At 37.0% G+C, this 20106-nt stretch carries 22 protein-coding genes; 10 read left to right on the top strand and 12 right to left on the bottom strand.

What is annotated here, in order from left to right:
- Nucleotides 1–195 precede the first annotated feature (195 nt).
- Together M2265_RS04880 and M2265_RS04875 are read right to left on the bottom strand one after the other, a co-directional pair.
- On the bottom strand, nucleotides 196–744 hold the full coding sequence (locus M2265_RS04880; RefSeq protein WP_132767322.1) for a hypothetical protein: 549 nt from the start codon (nucleotides 742–744) through the stop codon (nucleotides 196–198).
- 19 nt (nucleotides 745–763) lie between these two features.
- Nucleotides 764–1141 carry a hypothetical protein gene (locus M2265_RS04875; RefSeq protein WP_132767324.1) on the bottom strand — a complete coding sequence of 126 codons (378 nt, stop codon included), beginning with the start codon at nucleotides 1139–1141 and terminating at the stop codon, nucleotides 764–766.
- 309 nt (nucleotides 1142–1450) lie between these two features.
- On the opposite strand from M2265_RS04875, the gene M2265_RS04870 reads away from it, so the two are divergent.
- A complete protein-coding gene (locus M2265_RS04870; RefSeq protein WP_132767325.1) occupies nucleotides 1451–2629 on the top strand; it encodes a hypothetical protein in 1179 nt (392 codons plus the stop codon).
- A gap of 6 nt (nucleotides 2630–2635) precedes the next feature.
- On the opposite strand, the gene M2265_RS04865 is transcribed toward M2265_RS04870, so the two are convergent.
- Nucleotides 2636–2833 (bottom strand): hypothetical protein, encoded by a 198-nt coding sequence (locus M2265_RS04865; RefSeq protein WP_021190160.1) that lies wholly within the window; start codon nucleotides 2831–2833, stop codon nucleotides 2636–2638.
- A 544-nt stretch (nucleotides 2834–3377) separates the two neighbouring features.
- On the opposite strand from M2265_RS04865, the gene M2265_RS04860 reads away from it, so the two are divergent.
- The 3 genes from M2265_RS04860 to M2265_RS04850 all read left to right on the top strand — a co-directional run bounded on the left by M2265_RS04860 (nucleotide 3378) and on the right by M2265_RS04850 (nucleotide 5518).
- Nucleotides 3378–4136, top strand: a complete 759-nt coding sequence (locus M2265_RS04860) for a hypothetical protein (protein WP_132767327.1) — start codon at nucleotides 3378–3380, stop codon at nucleotides 4134–4136.
- 138 nt (nucleotides 4137–4274) lie between these two features.
- Nucleotides 4275–4679 (top strand): DUF5675 family protein, encoded by a 405-nt coding sequence (locus tag M2265_RS04855; RefSeq protein ID WP_132767330.1) that lies wholly within the window; start codon nucleotides 4275–4277, stop codon nucleotides 4677–4679.
- Between the two features lie 614 nt (nucleotides 4680–5293).
- Nucleotides 5294–5518 (top strand): hypothetical protein, encoded by a 225-nt coding sequence (locus tag M2265_RS04850; protein WP_132767331.1) that lies wholly within the window; start codon nucleotides 5294–5296, stop codon nucleotides 5516–5518.
- A 230-nt stretch (nucleotides 5519–5748) separates the two neighbouring features.
- On the opposite strand, the gene M2265_RS04845 is transcribed toward M2265_RS04850, so the two are convergent.
- From M2265_RS04845 to M2265_RS04825, 5 genes are all read right to left on the bottom strand, one after another.
- The gene (locus tag M2265_RS04845; RefSeq protein WP_132767333.1) at nucleotides 5749–6603 is read right to left on the bottom strand and encodes a class I SAM-dependent methyltransferase; all 855 of its coding nucleotides are present in this window, start codon (nucleotides 6601–6603) and stop codon (nucleotides 5749–5751) included.
- A gap of 241 nt (nucleotides 6604–6844) precedes the next feature.
- Nucleotides 6845–7432, bottom strand: coding sequence for an ASCH domain-containing protein (locus tag M2265_RS04840; protein WP_132767335.1), 588 nt, complete (start codon nucleotides 7430–7432; stop codon nucleotides 6845–6847).
- A 2-nt stretch (nucleotides 7433–7434) separates the two neighbouring features.
- A complete protein-coding gene (locus M2265_RS04835) occupies nucleotides 7435–8289 on the bottom strand; it encodes an SDR family oxidoreductase (RefSeq protein ID WP_132767337.1) in 855 nt (284 codons plus the stop codon).
- A 65-nt stretch (nucleotides 8290–8354) separates the two neighbouring features.
- Nucleotides 8355–9149, bottom strand: coding sequence for an AraC family transcriptional regulator (locus M2265_RS04830; RefSeq protein WP_132767339.1), 795 nt, complete (start codon nucleotides 9147–9149; stop codon nucleotides 8355–8357).
- Nucleotides 9150–9625: 476 nt separating this feature from the next.
- On the bottom strand, nucleotides 9626–10735 hold the full coding sequence (locus M2265_RS04825) for a hypothetical protein (RefSeq protein ID WP_132767341.1): 1110 nt from the start codon (nucleotides 10733–10735) through the stop codon (nucleotides 9626–9628).
- A gap of 184 nt (nucleotides 10736–10919) precedes the next feature.
- Here M2265_RS04825 and M2265_RS04820 point away from each other — a divergent pair, with 184 nt between their 5' ends.
- Nucleotides 10920–11096, top strand: coding sequence for a DUF5675 family protein (locus M2265_RS04820; RefSeq protein ID WP_156169837.1), 177 nt, complete (start codon nucleotides 10920–10922; stop codon nucleotides 11094–11096).
- On the top strand, nucleotides 11080–11223 hold the full coding sequence (locus M2265_RS04815; RefSeq protein ID WP_165905805.1) for a hypothetical protein: 144 nt from the start codon (nucleotides 11080–11082) through the stop codon (nucleotides 11221–11223). Before M2265_RS04820 ends, M2265_RS04815 begins: the two co-directional genes overlap by 17 nt.
- Nucleotides 11224–11481: 258 nt before the next feature.
- Here the strand turns inward: M2265_RS04815 and M2265_RS04810 are convergent, their stop codons facing one another.
- The gene (locus tag M2265_RS04810) at nucleotides 11482–11895 is read right to left on the bottom strand and encodes a winged helix-turn-helix transcriptional regulator (protein ID WP_207902315.1); all 414 of its coding nucleotides are present in this window, start codon (nucleotides 11893–11895) and stop codon (nucleotides 11482–11484) included.
- Nucleotides 11896–11998: 103 nt separating this feature from the next.
- Here M2265_RS04810 and M2265_RS04805 point away from each other — a divergent pair, with 103 nt between their 5' ends.
- The 4 genes from M2265_RS04805 (at nucleotide 11999) to M2265_RS04790 (ending at nucleotide 15195) form a co-directional block, all read left to right on the top strand.
- Nucleotides 11999–12160 (top strand): hypothetical protein, encoded by a 162-nt coding sequence (locus M2265_RS04805; protein WP_207902316.1) that lies wholly within the window; start codon nucleotides 11999–12001, stop codon nucleotides 12158–12160.
- 290 nt (nucleotides 12161–12450) lie between these two features.
- Nucleotides 12451–13224 carry an SDR family oxidoreductase gene (locus tag M2265_RS04800; RefSeq protein ID WP_132767345.1) on the top strand — a complete coding sequence of 258 codons (774 nt, stop codon included), beginning with the start codon at nucleotides 12451–12453 and terminating at the stop codon, nucleotides 13222–13224.
- Nucleotides 13221–14231 carry an NADP-dependent oxidoreductase gene (locus M2265_RS04795; protein ID WP_132767347.1) on the top strand — a complete coding sequence of 337 codons (1011 nt, stop codon included), beginning with the start codon at nucleotides 13221–13223 and terminating at the stop codon, nucleotides 14229–14231. Before M2265_RS04800 ends, M2265_RS04795 begins: the two co-directional genes overlap by 4 nt.
- Before the next feature lie 151 nt (nucleotides 14232–14382).
- Nucleotides 14383–15195: an AraC family transcriptional regulator gene (locus tag M2265_RS04790; RefSeq protein WP_132767349.1), complete on the top strand. Its 813-nt coding sequence runs from the start codon at nucleotides 14383–14385 to the stop codon at nucleotides 15193–15195.
- Here the strand turns inward: M2265_RS04790 and M2265_RS04785 are convergent.
- The 3 genes from M2265_RS04785 to M2265_RS04775 form a co-directional block, all read right to left on the bottom strand.
- Nucleotides 15192–17636 carry a TonB-dependent receptor gene (locus M2265_RS04785; protein ID WP_132767351.1) on the bottom strand — a complete coding sequence of 815 codons (2445 nt, stop codon included), beginning with the start codon at nucleotides 17634–17636 and terminating at the stop codon, nucleotides 15192–15194. The two genes, M2265_RS04790 and M2265_RS04785, sit on opposite strands and share 4 nt — an antisense overlap.
- Nucleotides 17637–17891: 255 nt before the next feature.
- Complete coding sequence (locus M2265_RS04780) at nucleotides 17892–18806, bottom strand: helix-turn-helix domain-containing protein (RefSeq protein ID WP_132767353.1); 915 nt, start codon at nucleotides 18804–18806, stop codon at nucleotides 17892–17894.
- A gap of 58 nt (nucleotides 18807–18864) precedes the next feature.
- Nucleotides 18865–19875 carry an aldo/keto reductase gene (locus M2265_RS04775; protein ID WP_132767355.1) on the bottom strand — a complete coding sequence of 337 codons (1011 nt, stop codon included), beginning with the start codon at nucleotides 19873–19875 and terminating at the stop codon, nucleotides 18865–18867.
- Nucleotides 19876–20106: the final 231 nt, after the last annotated feature.

Below are 20106 nucleotides of genomic sequence, written 5' to 3'. Positions count from 1 at the left end.
TCATCTACGATTTTCGAGAAAATGATCTTCGATTTTGATGATTTAATTCTTTAAAATCTAAGATTATGCTTTTTTTGAGTGCTGTAGCCATACTTGGAAATGATTTGCAGTAAGGAGGGGTCTTGCAAAAAAAAAATTCTTATTTAAGATAGACAACTGCATCTTTAACTTGAGGCTGCAGTTGTCTATAGAAGCCTAAATTGTGCTGTAGTAAGAGGCGCTTATTCCTAAAAATGAACTTTTATCGCTTATACTGCAATGAAAATTTGCTTCTGTATATTCTTTTCCAAAAGTTGTTTTTCGGTCTTTTGCAGGCATTTTGAGAAGTCTCCCTCTGAACGATCTACGATTCAATACTGTCGCAATTAAATAATTTGAATGGTTTGCAAAAATGGGGTGCTCTTCCATGAGCTTGATGATGTTCTTTCGGCTAATGAAAGCCGTCACGACATCGCTATCTGTTTTAAAATAACTGCCATCAACATCTTCAATATGAAGAATAAATTGTTTTTTTGAGATAAAGTCGATAACATCATTTTGGAGAGGCCCAGCGTCATCCCAGCGTTTGATGATGATGCCTTCCAGTACAATATGCAGATCCAATAGCTTGGCCTGAAGTTGCCGGTTTTTTTTATAGGATCTGATTTCGACAACGGCTAATATGCTTGACCATAAATCGGGTGGCACAGGAGCGAGTTCATGCAATATTTCAAATAATAGGTTATGATAGTTTGTTCTTTCCATATTTAGACTATCCAATTGTTTACAGATATGAGAATGAAAAGGTGAGCACCATCATGCTTGTTTCTGGTATTTCTGGATCTGGAACGAAGCTTTGCGTCGAGTTGGCGGTCTTGCTATTTCCTTGTCCTTTTCTTTGGGCATCGTTTACCAATACTATAGTTGCTCTGTTATCAATAGCAGTAATAAGCGAATTGGCAATAGATTGTTGTGCCTGTGGACCTAAAGATACGGCGTATTGAAATTGATCGGTACTGAGTTGAAATCGTTGCGGTAACCAATTGATAAAACCGGTTTGAATAAACTGTTTTTCGACATCTATAACAGTTTGAGTAGCTGCGTAAAGGGCAGTTCTCCAATCTGTAGCTCCTACCTGATTGAAGGGAAATTGATCTGTCATTATTGTTTAGATTTATGTTAAATATTACCTTCAAAGATATGCTTCGATTTAAAAAAACACCTGAAATAACGTATTGGAAAAATCGAATCGGCAGTTTATTTTATCGAACCGATAGTTTCTTGCATTTTAGGTGCTGTTTTGATAGCTTAACGCCTGTTTTTTTTTCATCAATTACGTGATTCGCTTTTTAGTGGTTGCGAAATTGTTACTCTAAATGTCGAAATTTTTAAATATTTTTATATTTCTTTTTACTTATGGTTTGTTAACCGCTGGTCATAAGTAATCCAATTTGACAACTTAAACCAGTGCATGAATAGTTATATCAAAACATATTTTAAAATTATCAGTTGGCGTATTTTCGTTATCTGCATTGCCATTGCTATGGTCATGGCATCTTTGTTTCCATTCGATGATATGTCAATGAGTTATATTTTCAGTAAGCCAGTAATGAAGGTCATGCTTAAAACCTTTGTAATCGGTGGTTTGTTGCTGACGATCGTAAATGTTGTCGCATTCTATGTGTTTCGTTTACGGCTCTGGGAGACTAACGTATTACATGCCAGTTTTTATCATACTTTCTTTGGAGTCATTTTGCCTTTTATCTGTGGTGTGGGTTTAATAAGGTTTTTTTATGGTCCTGCTATATTTCAGCACGATCATGTAAACAGTGACTTAATGCTGATGCTCCTTTTATTGGTTCTGTGCAATGCATTTATGGTAATACGGATGTATGCTTTTTACCTTAATAAAAAAACCGTGCTGGTAAAAACTTTAAAGGATGGGCATAAAGATGGAGATGTACGTCAAAAAATGTTATTAGAAAAAGCTGATTTAAAACATAGGGAGGAGCTAGATGGATTAAAGTCTAGTTTGGATAGTATCAATGCTGAATTGAAAATAAGTTTAGTTAATGCAGATAAACATGTGGCGCAAGCTGAATTGCGTGAACGACAGTTGACTGATGAGATTGATAGGCTGACAAAAGAAATCGTGCTCAAAAGTACATCTGTAACACATGAACTTGATGAGCACCATATACAGCAGCTATCGTATATTTTACTTAATGATATTGTTCCTTATGAATATGATCCGCTTAGTAGATATCAATTTGCCAGTGAATTGAATGACAGGGTGATCAAAGAAGAGCATGTTGCTTTTATTTTTGGTGCAAATCGGGAAGGTGTGCTCTGTCAGGATATCTATCTATTGGATGGTGAAGTGTTCACTGTGTACGAAAGTTCTTTGGAAGAAATGAACAGGGTATTTCCAAGAATGGTCCGGATCTCACGCAATCACCTTATCCCAGGTACATCGGTTGTTTCATACGAAGTCATGAGCTCTAAACTTGTTAAAGTAAAAGTTCGAGGTCAGGAAGAACCGATAGAAATGAAACATGAGTATATAAAAAAAGTGTTTTCCTGGATTATATTGCAGTATGTATGGAATCAATATAGGGAGAAACAGTCCTCTCCAGCTGTTTCAGTTTAAAGCATATTAGAGCAATAATTTTCTAATTTCTTCTTCCGGCAATCCGGTATAGTCTGCAAATAAACTGATGCTGACATACTGGTTTGATTTCAATCCGTAGCAATCGCGTATGGCCTGAAAGATTTTGTAGGTGTGTTTTTCTGTACGTCCCAATATAAGTGCTGCTTCTTTGGGGTAAATGCATAAACGAGATTTGTTTTTCATGTTATTCTGGTTTTTAGAGGGATGATCTGTTGATAATCAGATCATCTGGATTTGCTAATGATTGTCCTGACCGTAGACAAACATTCCCTATCAAACCACCTGTGAAGCAGGTATAAAGCAGTAATGGAGCACGGGTAAAGTCTATTTGGCTATGTACAGTATGCGCATAGGCTAAGTGCGTGGTAAGTGTGTGCTAAGTGCGTGAAACATACTGTTTTTACACTGTATCTACGCTCTATCTACGCTTTACATACGCTTATGCCACGCTTTATAACCGTACAGCGTCCAAGTTTACAACGTACTTAAGTCCTTAAGCTTTGCAGATTAGGTTTGATTCCTCTCCAGAAAAATGATGTTATTGGTTATTCATTTACTAAGATAAGTTTTTTCTATATAATATAGTTTTATTCGCGTTTAGGTACATTTTCGTCAATTTATCGCGCCAATTCAGTATCATTATTCCGTATTTTTCCCCTTTTCTACGCTTTTGATCCCCATCCTTTTGTACTGATGATCATCTTAGCAGTGTCAAAACAATACTATTATGGCAAGAGTAGAAAGTTTAATCAAATTAAATGGAACGATCGGGGATCTTTCCTTTTACAAATCAAAAAGTGTGGGTTATCAGGCTCGTATGAAGACCGGTGTATCGGGAGACCGTATTGCCAATGATCCAGCATTTGCACGTACACGTGAAAATGGCAGTGAATTTGGCAGAGCACAGCAGGAGAGCAAAAAGCTACGTGATCTGTTGCGGGATGTGCTGTTCGAAAATTCGGACAACAGATTCAGTACCAGGCTGGCAAGCCGGATGTTAAAAGTCATCCAGATGGATCCGATAAGTGTCCGCGGGGAGCGCGTTTTAGTACCGCAAAACATGGTATTGCTGAATGGTCTAGAATGTAATCAGCGCGCCAGTTTAAAAAACATCACCTTAAAACCTTTGTCGGTAACCTTTGACAATTTTAGCGGTGAAGGTTTTTTATCCTGCGAGCAACTGATCCCGAATTTGCATATCGCCAAGTTGAGTGGGGCGACGCATGTGCAGTACACCCTGGTTCTGCAGGAATTCTCGGGAGATGAAGCCGATAAGCGTCCCGTAATCCAACGGTCCGCTTATATCAAACTTGGTGAAATGCAACCCATGGATCTGGATATTGCGGCTACACTTGCTCATGATCCTGATAAAAGTGTTCTGGTACTTGTGGGGACAGGATACTATCAGCTTGTGAACGGTGCTTATTATCCTTTGGCAAATGGTCAGTATAATGCGCTGACCATTCATCAAGTAGTGATACCGTAATCTAATTTTAGGATGTATTGATGGGATTATTTTTCAGGTAGTGGGTGGTTGTGTTATAGCAACGACCTGCTTCCTGAAATTTATTCATCAGGTGGAGCTGAAAAATGAATAATAATTTTTAATAGATGATGTAATAAGATGTCAACAAAACAAATCTTGCATCTCCAACGGATTTATGGAGAGCAAGGGACGAACGGTACACTTACTTTTGAAGGTGAGGTCATCTGCCGTACTATCGAACTGCCTTGGCGCAATAATTTGCCGAGGCTTAGCTGCATCCCGGTGGGGAGTTATAAACTTGAAAAACGAAAGTATACCAGACATGGTGAGCAGATCGGAATTCCGGCTGTATTGGGACGTGAAGCGATATTGATCCATGCAGCCAACGATGCACGGAAAGAGTTATTGGGATGCATTGCTCCGGTTACAGCATTAACGGGTGAAGGTTGCGGTACGGAGAGTAAAAAGGCGCTTGCAAAATTGAAGTCTCTGGTTTATTCGCTTTGGGATATGGAGCAGGAAGTGTTTTTACATATAAAGTAGTGACGAGTGATGGAGTAACATAGTGACGAGTAACGAAGTGACAAGTGACATAATATGTTTTGTGCCTCTGTCGCCGGCACAGGACGACAAACTTTGTCTTGACACAAAGTTTGACAAAAGTCAAGGCTGCATTCCTTTATGCTATTTCACCTTGAATAGGCTAAATGAATTTAAACTCGTTTCACTCAAACAGAAATTCATTTTTAACGTCTTTTCATCGGTAAAATTACGCAGTCGGAATACTAGGCCTCATGATTAAGCCTGAAGCTTTTGGGAAAGAACAGTGAACGAGTAACGAAGTGACAAGTGATAGAGTAACATAGTAACGAAGTGACGGAGTGACATAATATGTTTTGTGCCTCTTTCGCCGGCACAGGGCGAATTACTTTTTTCGTTAATGATTTGATTTAACGAGGTACTCAAGAGTCTCTTCGAGAGTTTTCTTGATGAAAAAAGTAATCAAAAAAATCAAGGTTGCATTCCTTAATGCTATTTCACCTTAAATAGGCTAAATGAATTTAAACTCGTTTCACTCAGGCAGAAATTCATTTTTAACGCCTCTTTTTCGGTGCAATTACGCAGTCGGAACGCTAGACCTTTTAATAATTAAAAACATGAAAAAGATAATTCAAAAAATAAGCCGTGCGCTACAGGTGGTACTGATGGCGCAGATTAAACTGCCGGGAAAGGCAATAAATATTATTAAATACATTGCTCTGGGGCTTGGTGTGGTGGAGACCGTAATGGATGATAAAGACAAAAAAGGAGAGGAGGAGTCACCTCCGGCAGACCAGCTGTTAATTGATAAAGAAAAGGAGGTTCAGGATGAAATGGAATGATATCCGTATAGGAACTTTAGGGGGTACGCTCTGTTCGATATGGGTTAGCTTTTCTCTTGGTGATGTCGCGCATACCGCATTGATGGCGGTTGTCGGGACAGTCGTGAGTTATGTGACGAGCCGACTGTTGGGAAGGATAAGGAAAAGGTGATAAAAAAGGAGATTCTTTATAGAGTCTCCTTTTTATTTTAATTAATTTGGCATTTGCTTTTCCAACTTTAATATCTTTATCAGAACTTAAAACTTATTATTTCCATAAAGCCACTTGTTGGTTCAATGTAAATTTTGTTTTCCCCATATAATGTTTTTTCCATTGACTGTGTTGAATCAGATGTCATTATATTTCCTTTAAAAAATTGGATCAACCCGGTGATATCAAATGTATGATAAACCATAATTGGCCAGCCTAAGCTTTTTTCCAGCGATCGAAGCATGAGGCGTGATTTCTCCCGATTGCTTTCATGAACAGCTTCAAATGGTATAACATAGTCCAGTATTACTGCTTTCTGTCCATCAGCGGCGGCTAATTTTTCAAGCAAAGTACTGAACTTATCTCGGCTGATGTAATAAACAAAACCCTCCAGTAAGAATATCGTCGGGATTGATGTATGATAGCCCATTTTTTTAATTTCAACCAACAAAGGATCAATATCGGTAGCATCATGAGTAATCAGCTTTAATTTATCATTATCACCGATCAATTTGGTATACATAGCACGTTTTTCGTCCATAGATTCCATGTCAACTTCAAAAATAGTCTCGATTTGATCATGATATTGTTCTAGCAGATAAAGTGAAAGCGGATCAAGACCAGCTCCTAAAATACAGACCTGGAATTTTGGGAATTGCTTAGCATAGTCTTCGAAAAGATGGCGGATATACCGCTTTCTCAGTATTGCGATTGACTCGGAGTGTTCGAATACTTGTTTAAAACTCTTTACGAGCGATTCTCCTTCTGAAGTATCGATATTTTCTACATATGCCTGGCATGTTTTTCCGTCTCGATAAAGCTCACTGGCTAAACAAAGTACTAGACTGGCGGTCGGTGAAATTTTAAATTTCCTTTTTAAGGGCTCGTTTATCATGATTAAAAAAAAGGTTGTCGTTGAAGGTGTAAGTCTTTACTGTCGATCTTTACTATCACAATAATACCAAATAAAATGAAATTGTAAATAATTATTTTTCAAAATATTCATAAATATTATCTTGTATTATTGATTACTGATGGATAAATCCTTGATTCATTACTTTAATGGGATCTGAACCTCTCATCCCAGCTCACTTTTTACTGCCTTTATTTGTGAACTGTTTCTATTAGGTTGTTAACTATTTTAATTTACAAAGTTTGTTTAAATATTCGCTTCCTAAAGGAGAAAGTTCGTAACCTACATTACGGCTTATGGTCAAGCCTAAATTTTTCAATTTTCGTATATTCAGCTTTAACCATTCTTTTTCAAATCCTGTCAATTCTGCTATACTTTTGGCATGTAAATTGGGATTGTCGTTTATAGTAGATAGAACTTTGTTCGTCCAATGTTCCTTCTTACTATAATTGTCTAATCGTTCTAATTTCTTTTTTAAATCGGTAAATACCTTTTCTGATAGTTCCGTTTGTTCTCTCAACTTAACTCGTGGGTCTGCGGAATGATAGCTGACAGATATTTTAAAAATGGTTCCTGTACTATGATGCGTAAATGATTTTAGTAACTGTTGTTTATCTGTAAAACCGGCCTGTATTGCATGCTGTTCGGTTATACAATTTTCGCTTATGGTTTCAATTTTACCGATTTCAATCAAACCAACAGAGGTATGTAAAAGGCTTCCGCATTTTACAGAAACCTTTTGCCACTTACGAAATGCCAATGTGATTTTTCCCGATTTAATTCCGTTCAGATGTACTTCCTTAAACAACATAATCAAAAGATTTTTATAAACTCGTTCAAGACTAACGGTTTTCTACCAAGCAATTTTTCTAGTGTGTTGTCAACATAGGAAAACTCACCTATTTTAATACCATTTGCCATACTGACCAATAAATTGACTATTTCAAGAGGCATTCGGTAACTAGTCAGTTCTTTTCTGAAGAATTCCTCTGAAATATCGCTATGTTGTACTGGTATGCCCTTTTCTGTAAAGATTAGCTTTGCCAATTCATCAAATGAATACGCTTTATTGCCTGTTATTTCATAGATTTGATTATCGTGTGTACTTTCTGTTAGTACTTTTACAATAGCTTCTGCAATATCCATTCTGGAGACAAAACTTATCTTTCCCTCGCCCGATGGGTAGCGGATTTCGCCCGATTGCAACGCATCTCCAATAAGTTCGGGAATGGCTTCCATATACATACTGTTTCTTAAAAACGAATAAGGTATTTTAGTCTCTTTTATCAATTTTTCCGTTTCGTATGATGTTTTAGTCCCTTCAAATATCCTGTTGGCTTGGGTCTGTACCATACTTGTATAAACAATGTGTTTTACGTTGTTTTCTAGCAATGCGTTTACCACATTTTTTTCCTGCTGTTTAGCTGTTTTTAAGTCTACTCCGATAGTGGAGATATGCAAGGCCTTTTCAACACCTTTAAACGCTTCCAGAAGCGTTTCATAGTTGTTGTAATCTGCTTGCCTGACAATAATACCTTGTTTAATAAAATCATGTACCCTTTCTGGGTTTCTGACAATGGCAACAATGTTTGTAGGTGAGACTTGCTGCGATAAAAATTGAATAGTGGCTTTGCCTAAGTTTCCGCTTGCTCCTGTAATGGCTATCATAACTCTTTTTTTGAAGCAAAGTTATTAGGCTTTTTTTTGATAAAATTGGATAAAACCGACAGTATCTAAACCTTCCATTCCGGAAAATTCGAAACGATCTCATTGGCATGGAGCTTGAATTTCTTTGGACTTGTTCCTGCAAATTCTTTGAAATCCCTGATAAAATGAGATTGGTCAAAATAATCACTTTGATAAGCGATGTCGGTCAATTTTTCAAAGGGGTTTTGACGTATGATTTCTAAGGCAGATTGAAAGCGACCTATTTTCGAAAATAACTTGGGCGAGATGCCAATGTACTGATTGAAATATCGTTCCAATGAACGTTCGGACATTTTAAGCTCATTTTGCACATCTTGCAAACTCATTCCTTTTTCCAGTTGTGCGATTGCAAAATCTGGTTTTTCACTATTGATATTTGTTCGTTGCAACTGCCGCAATAAGAATGTAGAGAGTAATGCTATCTTTTCATCAGTGCTTGCAGTATTTGAAATCTGTTCAGTTATAGTAGTTTTTAGTAGATCGTCTATGTCAATATATTGGTTCGTCAGTTCGCTTGCATCTATTCTGAAGATGGATTTAAGTGCGCTCGGCTGAAAGTAAATTCCAATATTTTGGAAACTGTTTATTGCTCTTTGTTCAGTATATCGTGTAGTTTGTCCATATACGAATAATTGTGGTAATTCCTGATTGTTCTTGTCTCGAAATGCCTTTTTGTTAGTTTGAAAAATAAGACCTGGCATACCGTCTGACATTATCTTAAATATTTTTTCAGAAAAATCCAGACTATTACCCTCCAATACCCAAAAGTAGCGAACATATTTCCGCAGTGGTTCTATTGGATATATTTGTTGATAAAACATGTGTTATTTTTTAACTCTGAAATATAGAGATTTTTATGCTGAAATCAAATTCACCTGTTTTTTCGATCACTGTATGAGTTCAATTAGAAAAGCGCCTATTAGATTTCCGGAAAAGGCTCTGAATATTATTAAATACATCGCTCCGGGGCTTGGTGTAGTGGAGACCGTACTGGATGATTAGGAAATTGTTGTATTACCATCATGCACATTCTCAAATATAACATCGCAAAAGATTTATAAAAAAACCCTCGAAAGGATATCTTCGAGGGTTTCAAATTTTAAAATTTATCAAAAAATAAAATTTATGAACAGCTTAAAATTATGCAAAGGCATAATGATCTGCTATGGTACTAAGATACAAAAGCTTAATTAAAGATGCAACTTAATTGCAATTTAAACTTTATCTACTTTTTGTATTCCTGTTGCTACTAACAGTGAGGAGCATACACGTAGATCTTTGTCGCTAACGTAATTTTTTACTCTAAACCCAAAGAGAGTGTTGTTATTACTTTTTGACCATTCGTGGTGTTTGCTTGTAATGCAAGTGTGTAAATTCCAGCTTTCAATGAAGTATTATTTTTTACACTTACCATTCCTGTTCCTTTGTCTATGGTAAATACTGTTTCAGAGTCATTAAATACATGACCATCTTTCTCTATAGAAGAAATTTCAAAGCTGGATATCAATTTCTCTGGAAAAAAAGAAGGTTGAACCATGCTACCACCTGCAACCGAGCTGCGTCTAAAGCTGGTATTGATCTTTTTAATGGATTTGGTAGACGGATCGAGATATAAATCGCCAAAAAAGAATTCAATTTTTGGAATGTACCTGACCGAAAAACTTGCTGAGCCGATAGCGAAACCATCTTTCTCCAATTTAGGATTTAATTCCATGTATTTGTCATGCTCTTGGTTTGGGTTACCTTTCCAATAGACCTTTAGCGCATTGTCCTGCAATGAAAATCCCACCTCTTTTGCTTGTGCTTCATTTAACTTTAGTATTAAGTTTTTTGAAGGAACTGGCTTTGCTAAAGTTAAATAACTTTCTGTGTCAGAATATAAGGTATTAAGCATTTTTAGTTGACCTTTTTTTAATTCATGAAAATATTTAAATTGAAGATCTTCCAACTCTAAAACACGTATTGACAACAATTTCTGAGCGACTTCTTTACCATCAGTTGATTTGGCGGACACTGTTACGCTGTATTGTGCAGGAATTTTTTTGCCATTTAAGCTGGAGGTGGTTCCATTAGGATATAATTCTTCGCTTTTAATAAACAATTTTCCAGATTTATCGACAAAAATTGCTTTTTCAAGTTGATTATGCAATGTTATTTGGGGTGTAATCTGTACATTCTCGGTGGGTTCAAAATCTATAGAAAAATTGACACCATTTCCTTGATTAATAATGAATGTGTTTAAGTCAATTGTATCATGTTTCCCATACTCCAGATTGATGTCTGCGGGTAGGTCAAAGGAAATCTCAGGTAATGCCATCGCGCCATCTTTTTTACAGCTCATTAAAGCCAACATCAATAATCCATAGACTAAAAAATGCGGAGGTCTCATGTTAAATGTTTCTATCATATCTATTTATTTAATAATAGGCGAAAGTAATAAATAATTCTGAAAAAGCAACAGTGTTGCATTTGTGAAGTTATATTTTGTGTTATGTATAAAAATTCTGAACAGTTTAGGAATCCATATTTTATAGTCGTACTGTAGGAACATTGAGTTGGCAGCAGGGAATGTAAATAGTTAAAACATAAAAATGTCAACAAAACAAATCTTGCATCTCCAACGGATTTTTAGAGAGCAAGGGTCGAAAGGTATCCTCACTTTTGAAGGTGAGGTAATCTGCCGTACTATCGAACTGCCCTGGCGCAATAATTTGGAGAGGCTTAGCTGTATCCCGGTAGGGAGTTATAAACTTGAAAAACGAAAATAATACCGGACATGGTGAGCAGATCGGAATTCCGGCTGTACTAGGTCGCGAAAAAGGAGAGGAGGAGCCTACACCACCAAAGCAGATCTTGCCGAATCAAGAAAAGGAGGTGCGGGATGAAAGGCAATGATATCCGTATCGGAACTCTGGGAGGTAAGCTCTGTTCCATCTGGGCAAGTTTTTCTCTTGCTGATGTTATGCATACTGCCTTGATGGCTGTAGTCGGGACGGACCTGAGCTATGTGACTAGTCGACTTCTAGAGAGAATAAGGAAAAAGTGATCATGATACAGGAGCAGGCAACTAGGTATTTGCTCCTGTAAATATGTTAGGGAGAACTCAACTTTGCTAAACTATATTTAAGGTATAGTATATTCTCCTATAAAAAATCAAGGGTTTTTTACAAAATCCAATAATATTTTCTTCTGTTTTTTTATAAAACCTGCTTTGTCTTTTTTTACAGCATTAATAATCTCCTTCTGTTCTACGGGTATCGTGTAATATTTATCTGCCCATAATTGCATTTCAATCAATAACGGGAGTAAATCTATTCCCTTTTTAGTAAGCGTGTATAACACTTTTGCTTTACTTTCCGGATGTTCTAATTTACTGATCAGTCCATTTTCTTCGAGCATCAACAATCTTGAAGCCAAGATATTCGTTGCGATCTTTTCCTCAGATTTTAAGAATTCACCATACGTGCATTGCTTCGATAGCATCAAATCCCGGATGAGCAGTAATGACCACCTATCTCCTAAAATATCTAGTGAACAGCTGATAGGGCATTGCGATCTATTTTTCATAATAATGTACTTTTTTTTAAAAAACACTTGCATTTTGCAAGTTGATATTTATATTTGCACTTGCAAAATGCAAGCAAATTTACGATTTTAAATTATTAATACCATGGAAAACAGTGCAATCTTTGATTCTTACCATAAAAATGGATTACAATTGCGGAACCGTATAGTGATGGCTCCCATGACCAGAAGCCATTCTGATAATCCCGAAAATAAAGCAACTGAGCTAACGGCACTTTATACTAACAGCGTGCTTCTGCCGGATTAATCATTACAGAAGATACATTCATCAGCCCTGAAGCTGTCGGTGTGATACATGTTCCTGCAATTTATTCGAATGAACAGGTTGCAGGCTGAAAATTGACCACGGAAGCAGTCCATGAGCAAGGTGGAGTCATATTTACAGCTTTGGCATACTGGTGCATATTCGCACCCTGATCTGCACAATGGTGAAAAGCCTTTGGCACCTTCGGATGTAAATCCAGGGCAGCAGTTTTTTACTACGGTTCTTCATTTTGTTAACGAATGAAGAACCTCTTTAAGCAATTTATATCAATTATGAAATTAAAAGGAAAAACAATACTAATAACAAGGGGAACATCTGGAATAGGGCTGGAGGCCGCAAAACAATTTTTAGAAAAAGGTGTTCATGTCATTATTACAGGACGAAATCAAGCTAAATTGGATGCAGCAAAAGCAATGTACCCCGGCGTCATTCCGATTAAAAGTGATGTCGCTTCTGAGGAAGAAGCACAGTTACTCTTTAAGGAAATCGAAAAACTCGGTGGAATAGATATTTTATATAATAATGCCGGAGTTGGAGTCGAACCTTCTAATCTCGGGATTTCAGATGTAAAACATCTGCAAGGAGCCGCCTATGAGATGAATATCAATTATTTAGGAGTTATTCGTTTGAATAATCTTTTTCTTGATATGTTGAAGTCAAGACCTGAAACTGCGATTATTAATACCACATCGCTGTTGAGTTATGTACCTTCTTTACTTGAGGCAACTTACTCATCATCGAAGACTGCGCTTGCATTTTATACAACAGCTCTACGTGCACATCTTGGAATTTTAAAAAGCCATGTGAAAGTTTTTGAGCTCATACCTCCACTTGTTGCTACTGCAATGACTGTAGATAGAAATGATCCTAAATTAAGTCCCGAAGAACTGGTAAAAGCTTTAGTTGCTGGATTAGAGAAAGACCGCTTTCACATTCGAGTGGGCTCTTCCAAATTGGTTTATATTTTAAACCGTATTTTCCCTAAACTAACTTTTAATCTTGTTAACCCGAAGAAAATAAATCCATTATTAAATCCTGATCAATGAAAGCATTTCGCATTAACCGCTATAGTAAAACAGATAAGTTAGCACTTGTTGAAGTTCCGGCACTCAAGATTAAAGAGCATGAAGTATTGGTGGAAATCTATGCTGCCAGTATCAATCAATTGGATGCTAAGTTAAAACATGGCGATTTCAAATTATTATTACCCTATAAAATGCCTCTTATTCTAGGTCACGATGTGGCAGGTGTTATCGTACAGGTTGGTTCAAAAGTAAAAAACTTTCAGGTCGGCGATGAAATCTATGCTAGGCTTCCCGATTTTAGTATTGGTGGTTTTGCGGAATATGTTGCCATAGATGAAAATGATATTGCTTTAAAACCGACGAATATGACGATGGAAGAGGCCGCTTCCATACCACTCGTTGGTTTAACCGCCTGGCAGGCTCTTGTTGAAATTGCTCAGATTAAAAAAGGTCAAAAAGTATTTATTCAGGCCGGATCGGGTGGAGTAGGAACGATTGCTATCCAATTGGCTAAATATTTGGGTGCGACGGTGGCGACCACTGCGAGTAAAAATAGTTTTGATCAACTGAGCGCGCTAGGTGCAGATCTTTTGATTGATTATAAAACTGAAAAATTTGAAGAGATACTCAGTGATTATGATGTCATATTGCATAGTCAGGATACCAAAACATTGGAGAAATGCTTCGATATCTTAAAACCAGGAGGGAAAGTTATATCAATCTCGGGTCCTCCTACTGTAGATTTTGCTCAACATCTGGGTTTAGCCTGGTATATGAAATTGATAATAAGTTTATTGAGTAGGGGCATAGAAAAAAAAGCAAACAAGCTGAAAATTGACTATACTTTTCTATTTATGCGCGCAAACGGTCAACAATTAGCCGAAATTACCAAATTGATTGAAGCTAATCAGATAAAAGCTGTTATAGATCAAATTTTCCCATTCGAGAAAACCAATGATGCACTGACTTATGTAGAAAGTGGTCGTGCAAAAGGCAAGGTTGTCGTGACCAGATCTTTAAAAGATTAATCCGCTTGGATATAGTGACATGAATCAATGGAGAAAAATCTTTGATTTTATATTCAAGAAGATGGATGATTATGTATTATAGGTTGAGGTTCTTATTAATTTGTTTTGATATGTAAATTTTCACAGTATTGTTTACTATAATTGTGAAGCAATGAAAGATCGAAAAAAGATAGCAATAAAAGATAAACTGGAAACTCAAAGGTTAATAAAAGTTGTTGATTTTGACCTGTCCAAAAATATAACTAGACCGCATAAGCATAATGGCTATTTAGAGCTTGTTTTTCTATCTTCTACGTCGGGAAAGCATATAATTGATGGTCAGGAATCAATTATAAAGACACCTTGTTTACTCATCATTCAGAAAGATAATGTACATCATTGGGAGCTGGTCAATCCGGTAAAGGGTTTTGTGCTGTTGGTAAAAGATGCTTTTGTGAGCCAAAGTTTGGATCTGGAAATAAATCGGCTGGTCGGTACTATTTGTCACTTCAACACCATATACTTCGATAATGGTGTTGTTTTTGAAAATCTACTGAAGCTTTTGGCCGTGGAAGATAATAAAATTTGCCAAGAAGGCTTGTTTAAAGCTTTCTTGGCAAAAGTATTAGAATATAAAGCCAGTTCAAAACAGGCTAAATATACGCAGCAAAATCTTTATGACCGATTCTGTGAATTACTCAACAAAGAGATCAGAGTGGTAAACCATGTTGCTCACTACGCCTCTCTGCTGAATACGAGCCCACAAAACCTCAGTGCTAACTGCAAGACTAATGCCGATCAAACGGCGTCGGAGGTATTAGCAGGGTATATTATTAAGGAAGCCAAAAGACTGTTGTTCTATACCGCAAATACAATATCTGAGGTCGCATATGCCTTAGGTTTTTCTGATAAATCAAATTTTTCAAAATATTTTAAGCGTTATACGGGTATGACTCCTTCTGAATTCAAAAAACAAGGAAACTAAAATTCTTTTTCTCCAAATTCGCTTTTCGGTAGTTTAAATAACTTATTCAGTTTATGCATATTGAAGCTTAGATTAAGCAAAACTATATTTTTTTCATAAATGTAGTTTGTCGTGGTGTAGAAGTCACTGGAGTAGGTGGTAATTCGTTGTTCGTTTACACCCCAGTCACCAAGCTCAATGAATTGCCATTGCAATTGAGCCGTTAGTGCTCCCTTCCAAAAAGCTTTACTTAAATTAAAGTTCGGTACGATAAATCGGGAATCCATACCCTGTACGGTGGGTTTTTCCGATAGATAATTTAGCTGTATTCCTGTACTCCAGTTTTTTAAGAAATCAGCCTGAATACCCGCATTAATGGAGTAAACCCAGTCCTGATTTGTTCTGGTATCCTGATAATTTAAGACCTGTCCTGAAATTTTGTAATGGTATACATTTAGTCCACCATTAACCTTCAGCCAGGAAATCAATCGACCTTCGCCACCTAGCTCCGCACCATATCGAGAGGCATAATCGGCATTTGTGAAGACACGGCGAAGAATGGTATCTGCATAAACGGAATTTACTCTTTGGATCGGATTTTTAGTGTGTTGGTAATAGCCGTTGAAAAAAATGCTTCCTGTTTTTAGTTTTTTAATCAGTCCGGTTTCAGTATTTACAGTGAACTCGGGCAATAATTTCGGATCTCCCTGTTCTAAGGTTTCGGAGTGTTCCCGTTCTGGAATAGGATTCAGCTCAAAGTTATTGTTACGTTGCACCCGTCTGGATGCAGCTACTTTCCATGACCAACCGGATCCCAGATCGTGCATTAAATTAAAGGTTGGATATAGTTGATGAATAGCATAGGGATATTTCTGATCCGTATGAAGTAAATGCAGATCACGCTGGTAATATTCGTAGCGGAGACCTAGGGACAGCTGGGTAGCTGAAAATTGCTGATTATACTGTGTGAAAATAGCATGTACACGATTGGTCGCTGTTAGTTTACCAGTAAATTCTGGAACTAATTGCTGGTTGCCGCTGCCATTTTGAGAAGCGTAATAGTCGAAACTTCCTTTTTGGTTATCGTTCCTTAACTGGTAACCGGTCGATAATTCCTGATGATCAGATTTCCAGGTGTGCTGTAGGGAAAGTCTTAATCCATGAAGTGGATTTTTATACTTATTGTGGGTCCACTGTACTGTATCCACATCATGCTCGATATTTCCATTTTTGGTTGAGCCATAAATATGAGCATATTCATAGATAACACCCATTTGAAGGGAATTAGCGGTGTTGATTTGATATTGATAATTAAAATCAAACATGTAAAATTCTCCTTGTTTATTCTGGAGATTAGAATTGAAATAGTCTGTTCGGCTTATTTCCTCACCTGTAGATGGACGGATGGTCCTGTTGTTATAGTAAATATCGGCAAGTCGATCTTGAAATTTTCGGGAAGCTAGCATACCTAAGCTCACAGCATGTTTGTCAGATATTTCGTACGAACTGTTTACTCTCATGCCGAAGTTATATTTATCAAAGCTTCTTTCACCTTTTGAAGGAAAAATGGTCTGACGGTCCCCAATGACCGTATTGACATCACCTTCCCTAAATCCAGCATTATCATTTCTGAGATAATTTGCAGCACCATTTAATGCTAATTTTTTCTTTTTGTATTGGAAAGCAATGTCGCCTCCGAAACGCTTTTGCGGCTCACGATTATTATAGTCATCTATACTCGGTAAACCGGCTTGAAGATTGACTAACCAGGAAAATCCAGCGGCAGTAGATTTTTTTGTTTTTAGATTGATGATGCCACCTTTGCCATCCGGATCAAACTGGGCGGTGGGACTGGTGATATATTCTATTTCGGTGACATCGTTGGCCGCTATCTGATTTAAGATAGTTGCAGGATCCAGGAAAGAGGGTTTCCCATTTATTAATACAATGACACCCGTATTACCACGCATACTGATATTGCCACTCGCATCAACCGATGCTGAGGGTAAATTTTTCACAATATCCAATGCAGTGCCACCTGTGGCATTTTTGTATTGACTTGTCATATACGCCTGTCTATCACTACTGTGTTTTTGTGTTGCTGTATTGGCAGTAATGGCTACCTCTTGAAGATTTTGCCCAGTTGAAGCCAGTAATAAGGTTCCAATATCGATTTTCTTTTGATCCTTGATTTCAATAGACCGGTGTATTTGTTTGTAACCGATGAATTTGACATTGATTTTGTATTTTCCCTTCTTGATATTGGAAAATCGAAAAGCTCCAAGTGAATCTGTCATCATTCCATCGATTACCTTGTTGTAGGTATCAAGTAGGCCAATACTGGCATAAGGTATTGGACTGTTTGACAAGGAGTCTTTAACCAGACCGGAAAGCTTTATGCTCTGGGCAATTCCAAATTGAACTGTTAATAAGAAGTAAAGTGCAATTAAATATCTAATCATTGGGCTTAAGTTTGGGCAAAAGTAGAAAAGATAAAAAGCTTTCTGCCCAAGATCGCATATTATACCCCAATTTTTTCAAATGCACTTTTTTATACCATTTCTTACCACTTTTTATCACAGGAGCGGATAAGTCGTCGGCATTTGGAGAATGATATGGTGATCCCTGACGGGGTTATTGAATAAGGAGTACTGAAGTAGCCCGTGACGTAGTCTCTAGGAGGTTTTGATCCTGATAACGTTTTAATAATTAAACGGTCAATTAAATGACTGTCTAAATTCTAAAGGTGATCTTTCGGTTTTCTTTTTGAAAAGTTTACTGAATGATTGGGGATATTCAAAACCTAACTGATAAGCAATTTCACTTACAGATAATTCCGTTGTTGACAATAGTTCTTTGGCTTTTTCCAAGAGCTGGTTTTGAATATGTTGCTGTGTAGTTTGCCCTGTCAAATTTTTCAGCATATCATTGAGATAGTTTGATGATACCGATAGCCGTTCGGCGAAATACTGAACGGACGGCAGCCCTGATACACTTAAATCATCTTTTTGATAATATGCATTTAATAAATCCTCAAATTTTAAGAATAAATCATTTGACGCTTTTTTACGTGTAATAAACTGACGGTTGTAAAACCGGTTGCAATAATTCAGCAACAAATCAATATGAGAAACAACAACATCTTGTGTGTAGTTGTCTATCATGGCTTCAATTTCCTGTTGAAGATTTAGCATCAATCCTGAGATTACGGACTCTTCTTTGTCCGAGAGATGCAATGCTTCATTGTTGGCATATGCGAAAAAACCGTATTCTTTAATACGTTTTGCTAAAGCATAACTTTGAATAAAATCGGGATGAAAAACAATCATCCAACCTTCCACAGTTGATGAACTGTTTTGTTCAATCGAAAATAGTTGTTTGGGTGCAAAAAAGGTCATTATCCCATCATCATAATCATAATATTGCTGACCATATTTTACTTTTCCGTCAAAATTCTTTTTCAGATAAATCGTGTAGAAATTATAGACAATCGTTAACATTTCTTCAGCAACGCAAGAATTGATTTCATCAAGATTCACCACACTTACTAAAGGATGTGCTGGTTTTTTGATGTTTAAGAAATGATGAAGTTCTGAAACCGTGTTTAGAAAATAAGTTTTATTATTTTTCATTTTATAAATTTATAAAAAAAACAGTGGATAAACGTTAATTTATCCACTGTTTAGCCTGTTACAAATTAACGCCTTTCATACTTTCAGCATCGTACCTAGCACCTGTTTCTGTACCCAAAGGAATAATACTTTCCAAACGGTTCAGATCGTCTTGCGTCAAAGAAATGCGCGCTGCAGCTATATTCTCTTCTACATATTTTACGCGTTTTGTCCCTGGAATCGGCGTGTGACCTTTAGCAATCACCCAGGCAATAACCAACTGTGCAGATGTGATATTTTTTTCGACCGCCACTTTCTTAATTTCATTTACCAACTCCACATTTTTGAAAAACTGCTCACCTTGATATTTGGGTATAAATCTTCGGAAATCATTTTCGTTAAAATCTTCTGGTTTTTGTATTGTTCCGTTTAAAAATCCACGTCCTACTGGTGAATAGGCAATTAAGCTGATGCCTAATTCTTTCAGTGTATCCAGAATGCCCAGTTCTTCAATTTGTCTTTCAAACAAGGAATATTCGGACTGTACTGCTGTAAGTGGATGAATCTGGTGTGCTCTTTTGATGGTTTCAGAATTTACTTCCGAAAGACCGATATATTTTATTTTTCCTTCTTTTACCAATTCGCCCATCGCTGCTACGGTCTCTTCAATTGGAGTACTGGTATCCAACCGATGCTGGTAGTACATATCAATATAATCGGTACCCAGATTTTTTAGGGAACGCTCTACGGCTTTTTTTATGTAATTTTTACTGCCATTGAATGCGCCAGTTGCTTGTCCGTTGTCGTCAATTTCGAATCCGAATTTTGAAGCTATGATGTATTTTTCTCTATTACCTTTGATCGCTTTTGCTATTAACTTTTCGTTGAGAAAAGGACCATATATATCTGCTGTATCTAGAAAATTGCCACCCAGCTCCAATGAACGATGAATAGTTGCAATCGCCTCTTTTTCATCTGCTTTTCCGTAAATATCTCCACCGAAACCTGTTGTCATACCCATACAGCCGAGGCCAATCGTTGGTATGGTAAGTCCTTGACTGCCCAATTTTACTTCTTTCATGTTGCTCATAGATCTATTATTTTTAATTTAAATCAAAATTATGATGAGAAACCTGATTAAAAGTGTTCAAATCACGGAAGGTTGTATCCAAAAAGTTTGCACCTAGCCGGTCATCTATTCTGGTGATACTGCGGAAGACTGGATTTATAAAGGAAATCATGATGTCATTGGTGGGTGGTCTTGTGAACTCGAGTTCTTCTATAATGGAATCGATGCAACATTGAAGTTTGAACAAAAAGA

The organism is Sphingobacterium kitahiroshimense, from assembly GCF_025961315.1.
Classification (GTDB): Bacteria; Bacteroidota; Bacteroidia; order Sphingobacteriales; family Sphingobacteriaceae; genus Sphingobacterium; species Sphingobacterium anhuiense.
The sequence above is the reverse complement of the archived record's forward strand: the minus strand, read 5'-3'. Positions and strand labels throughout refer to the sequence as shown.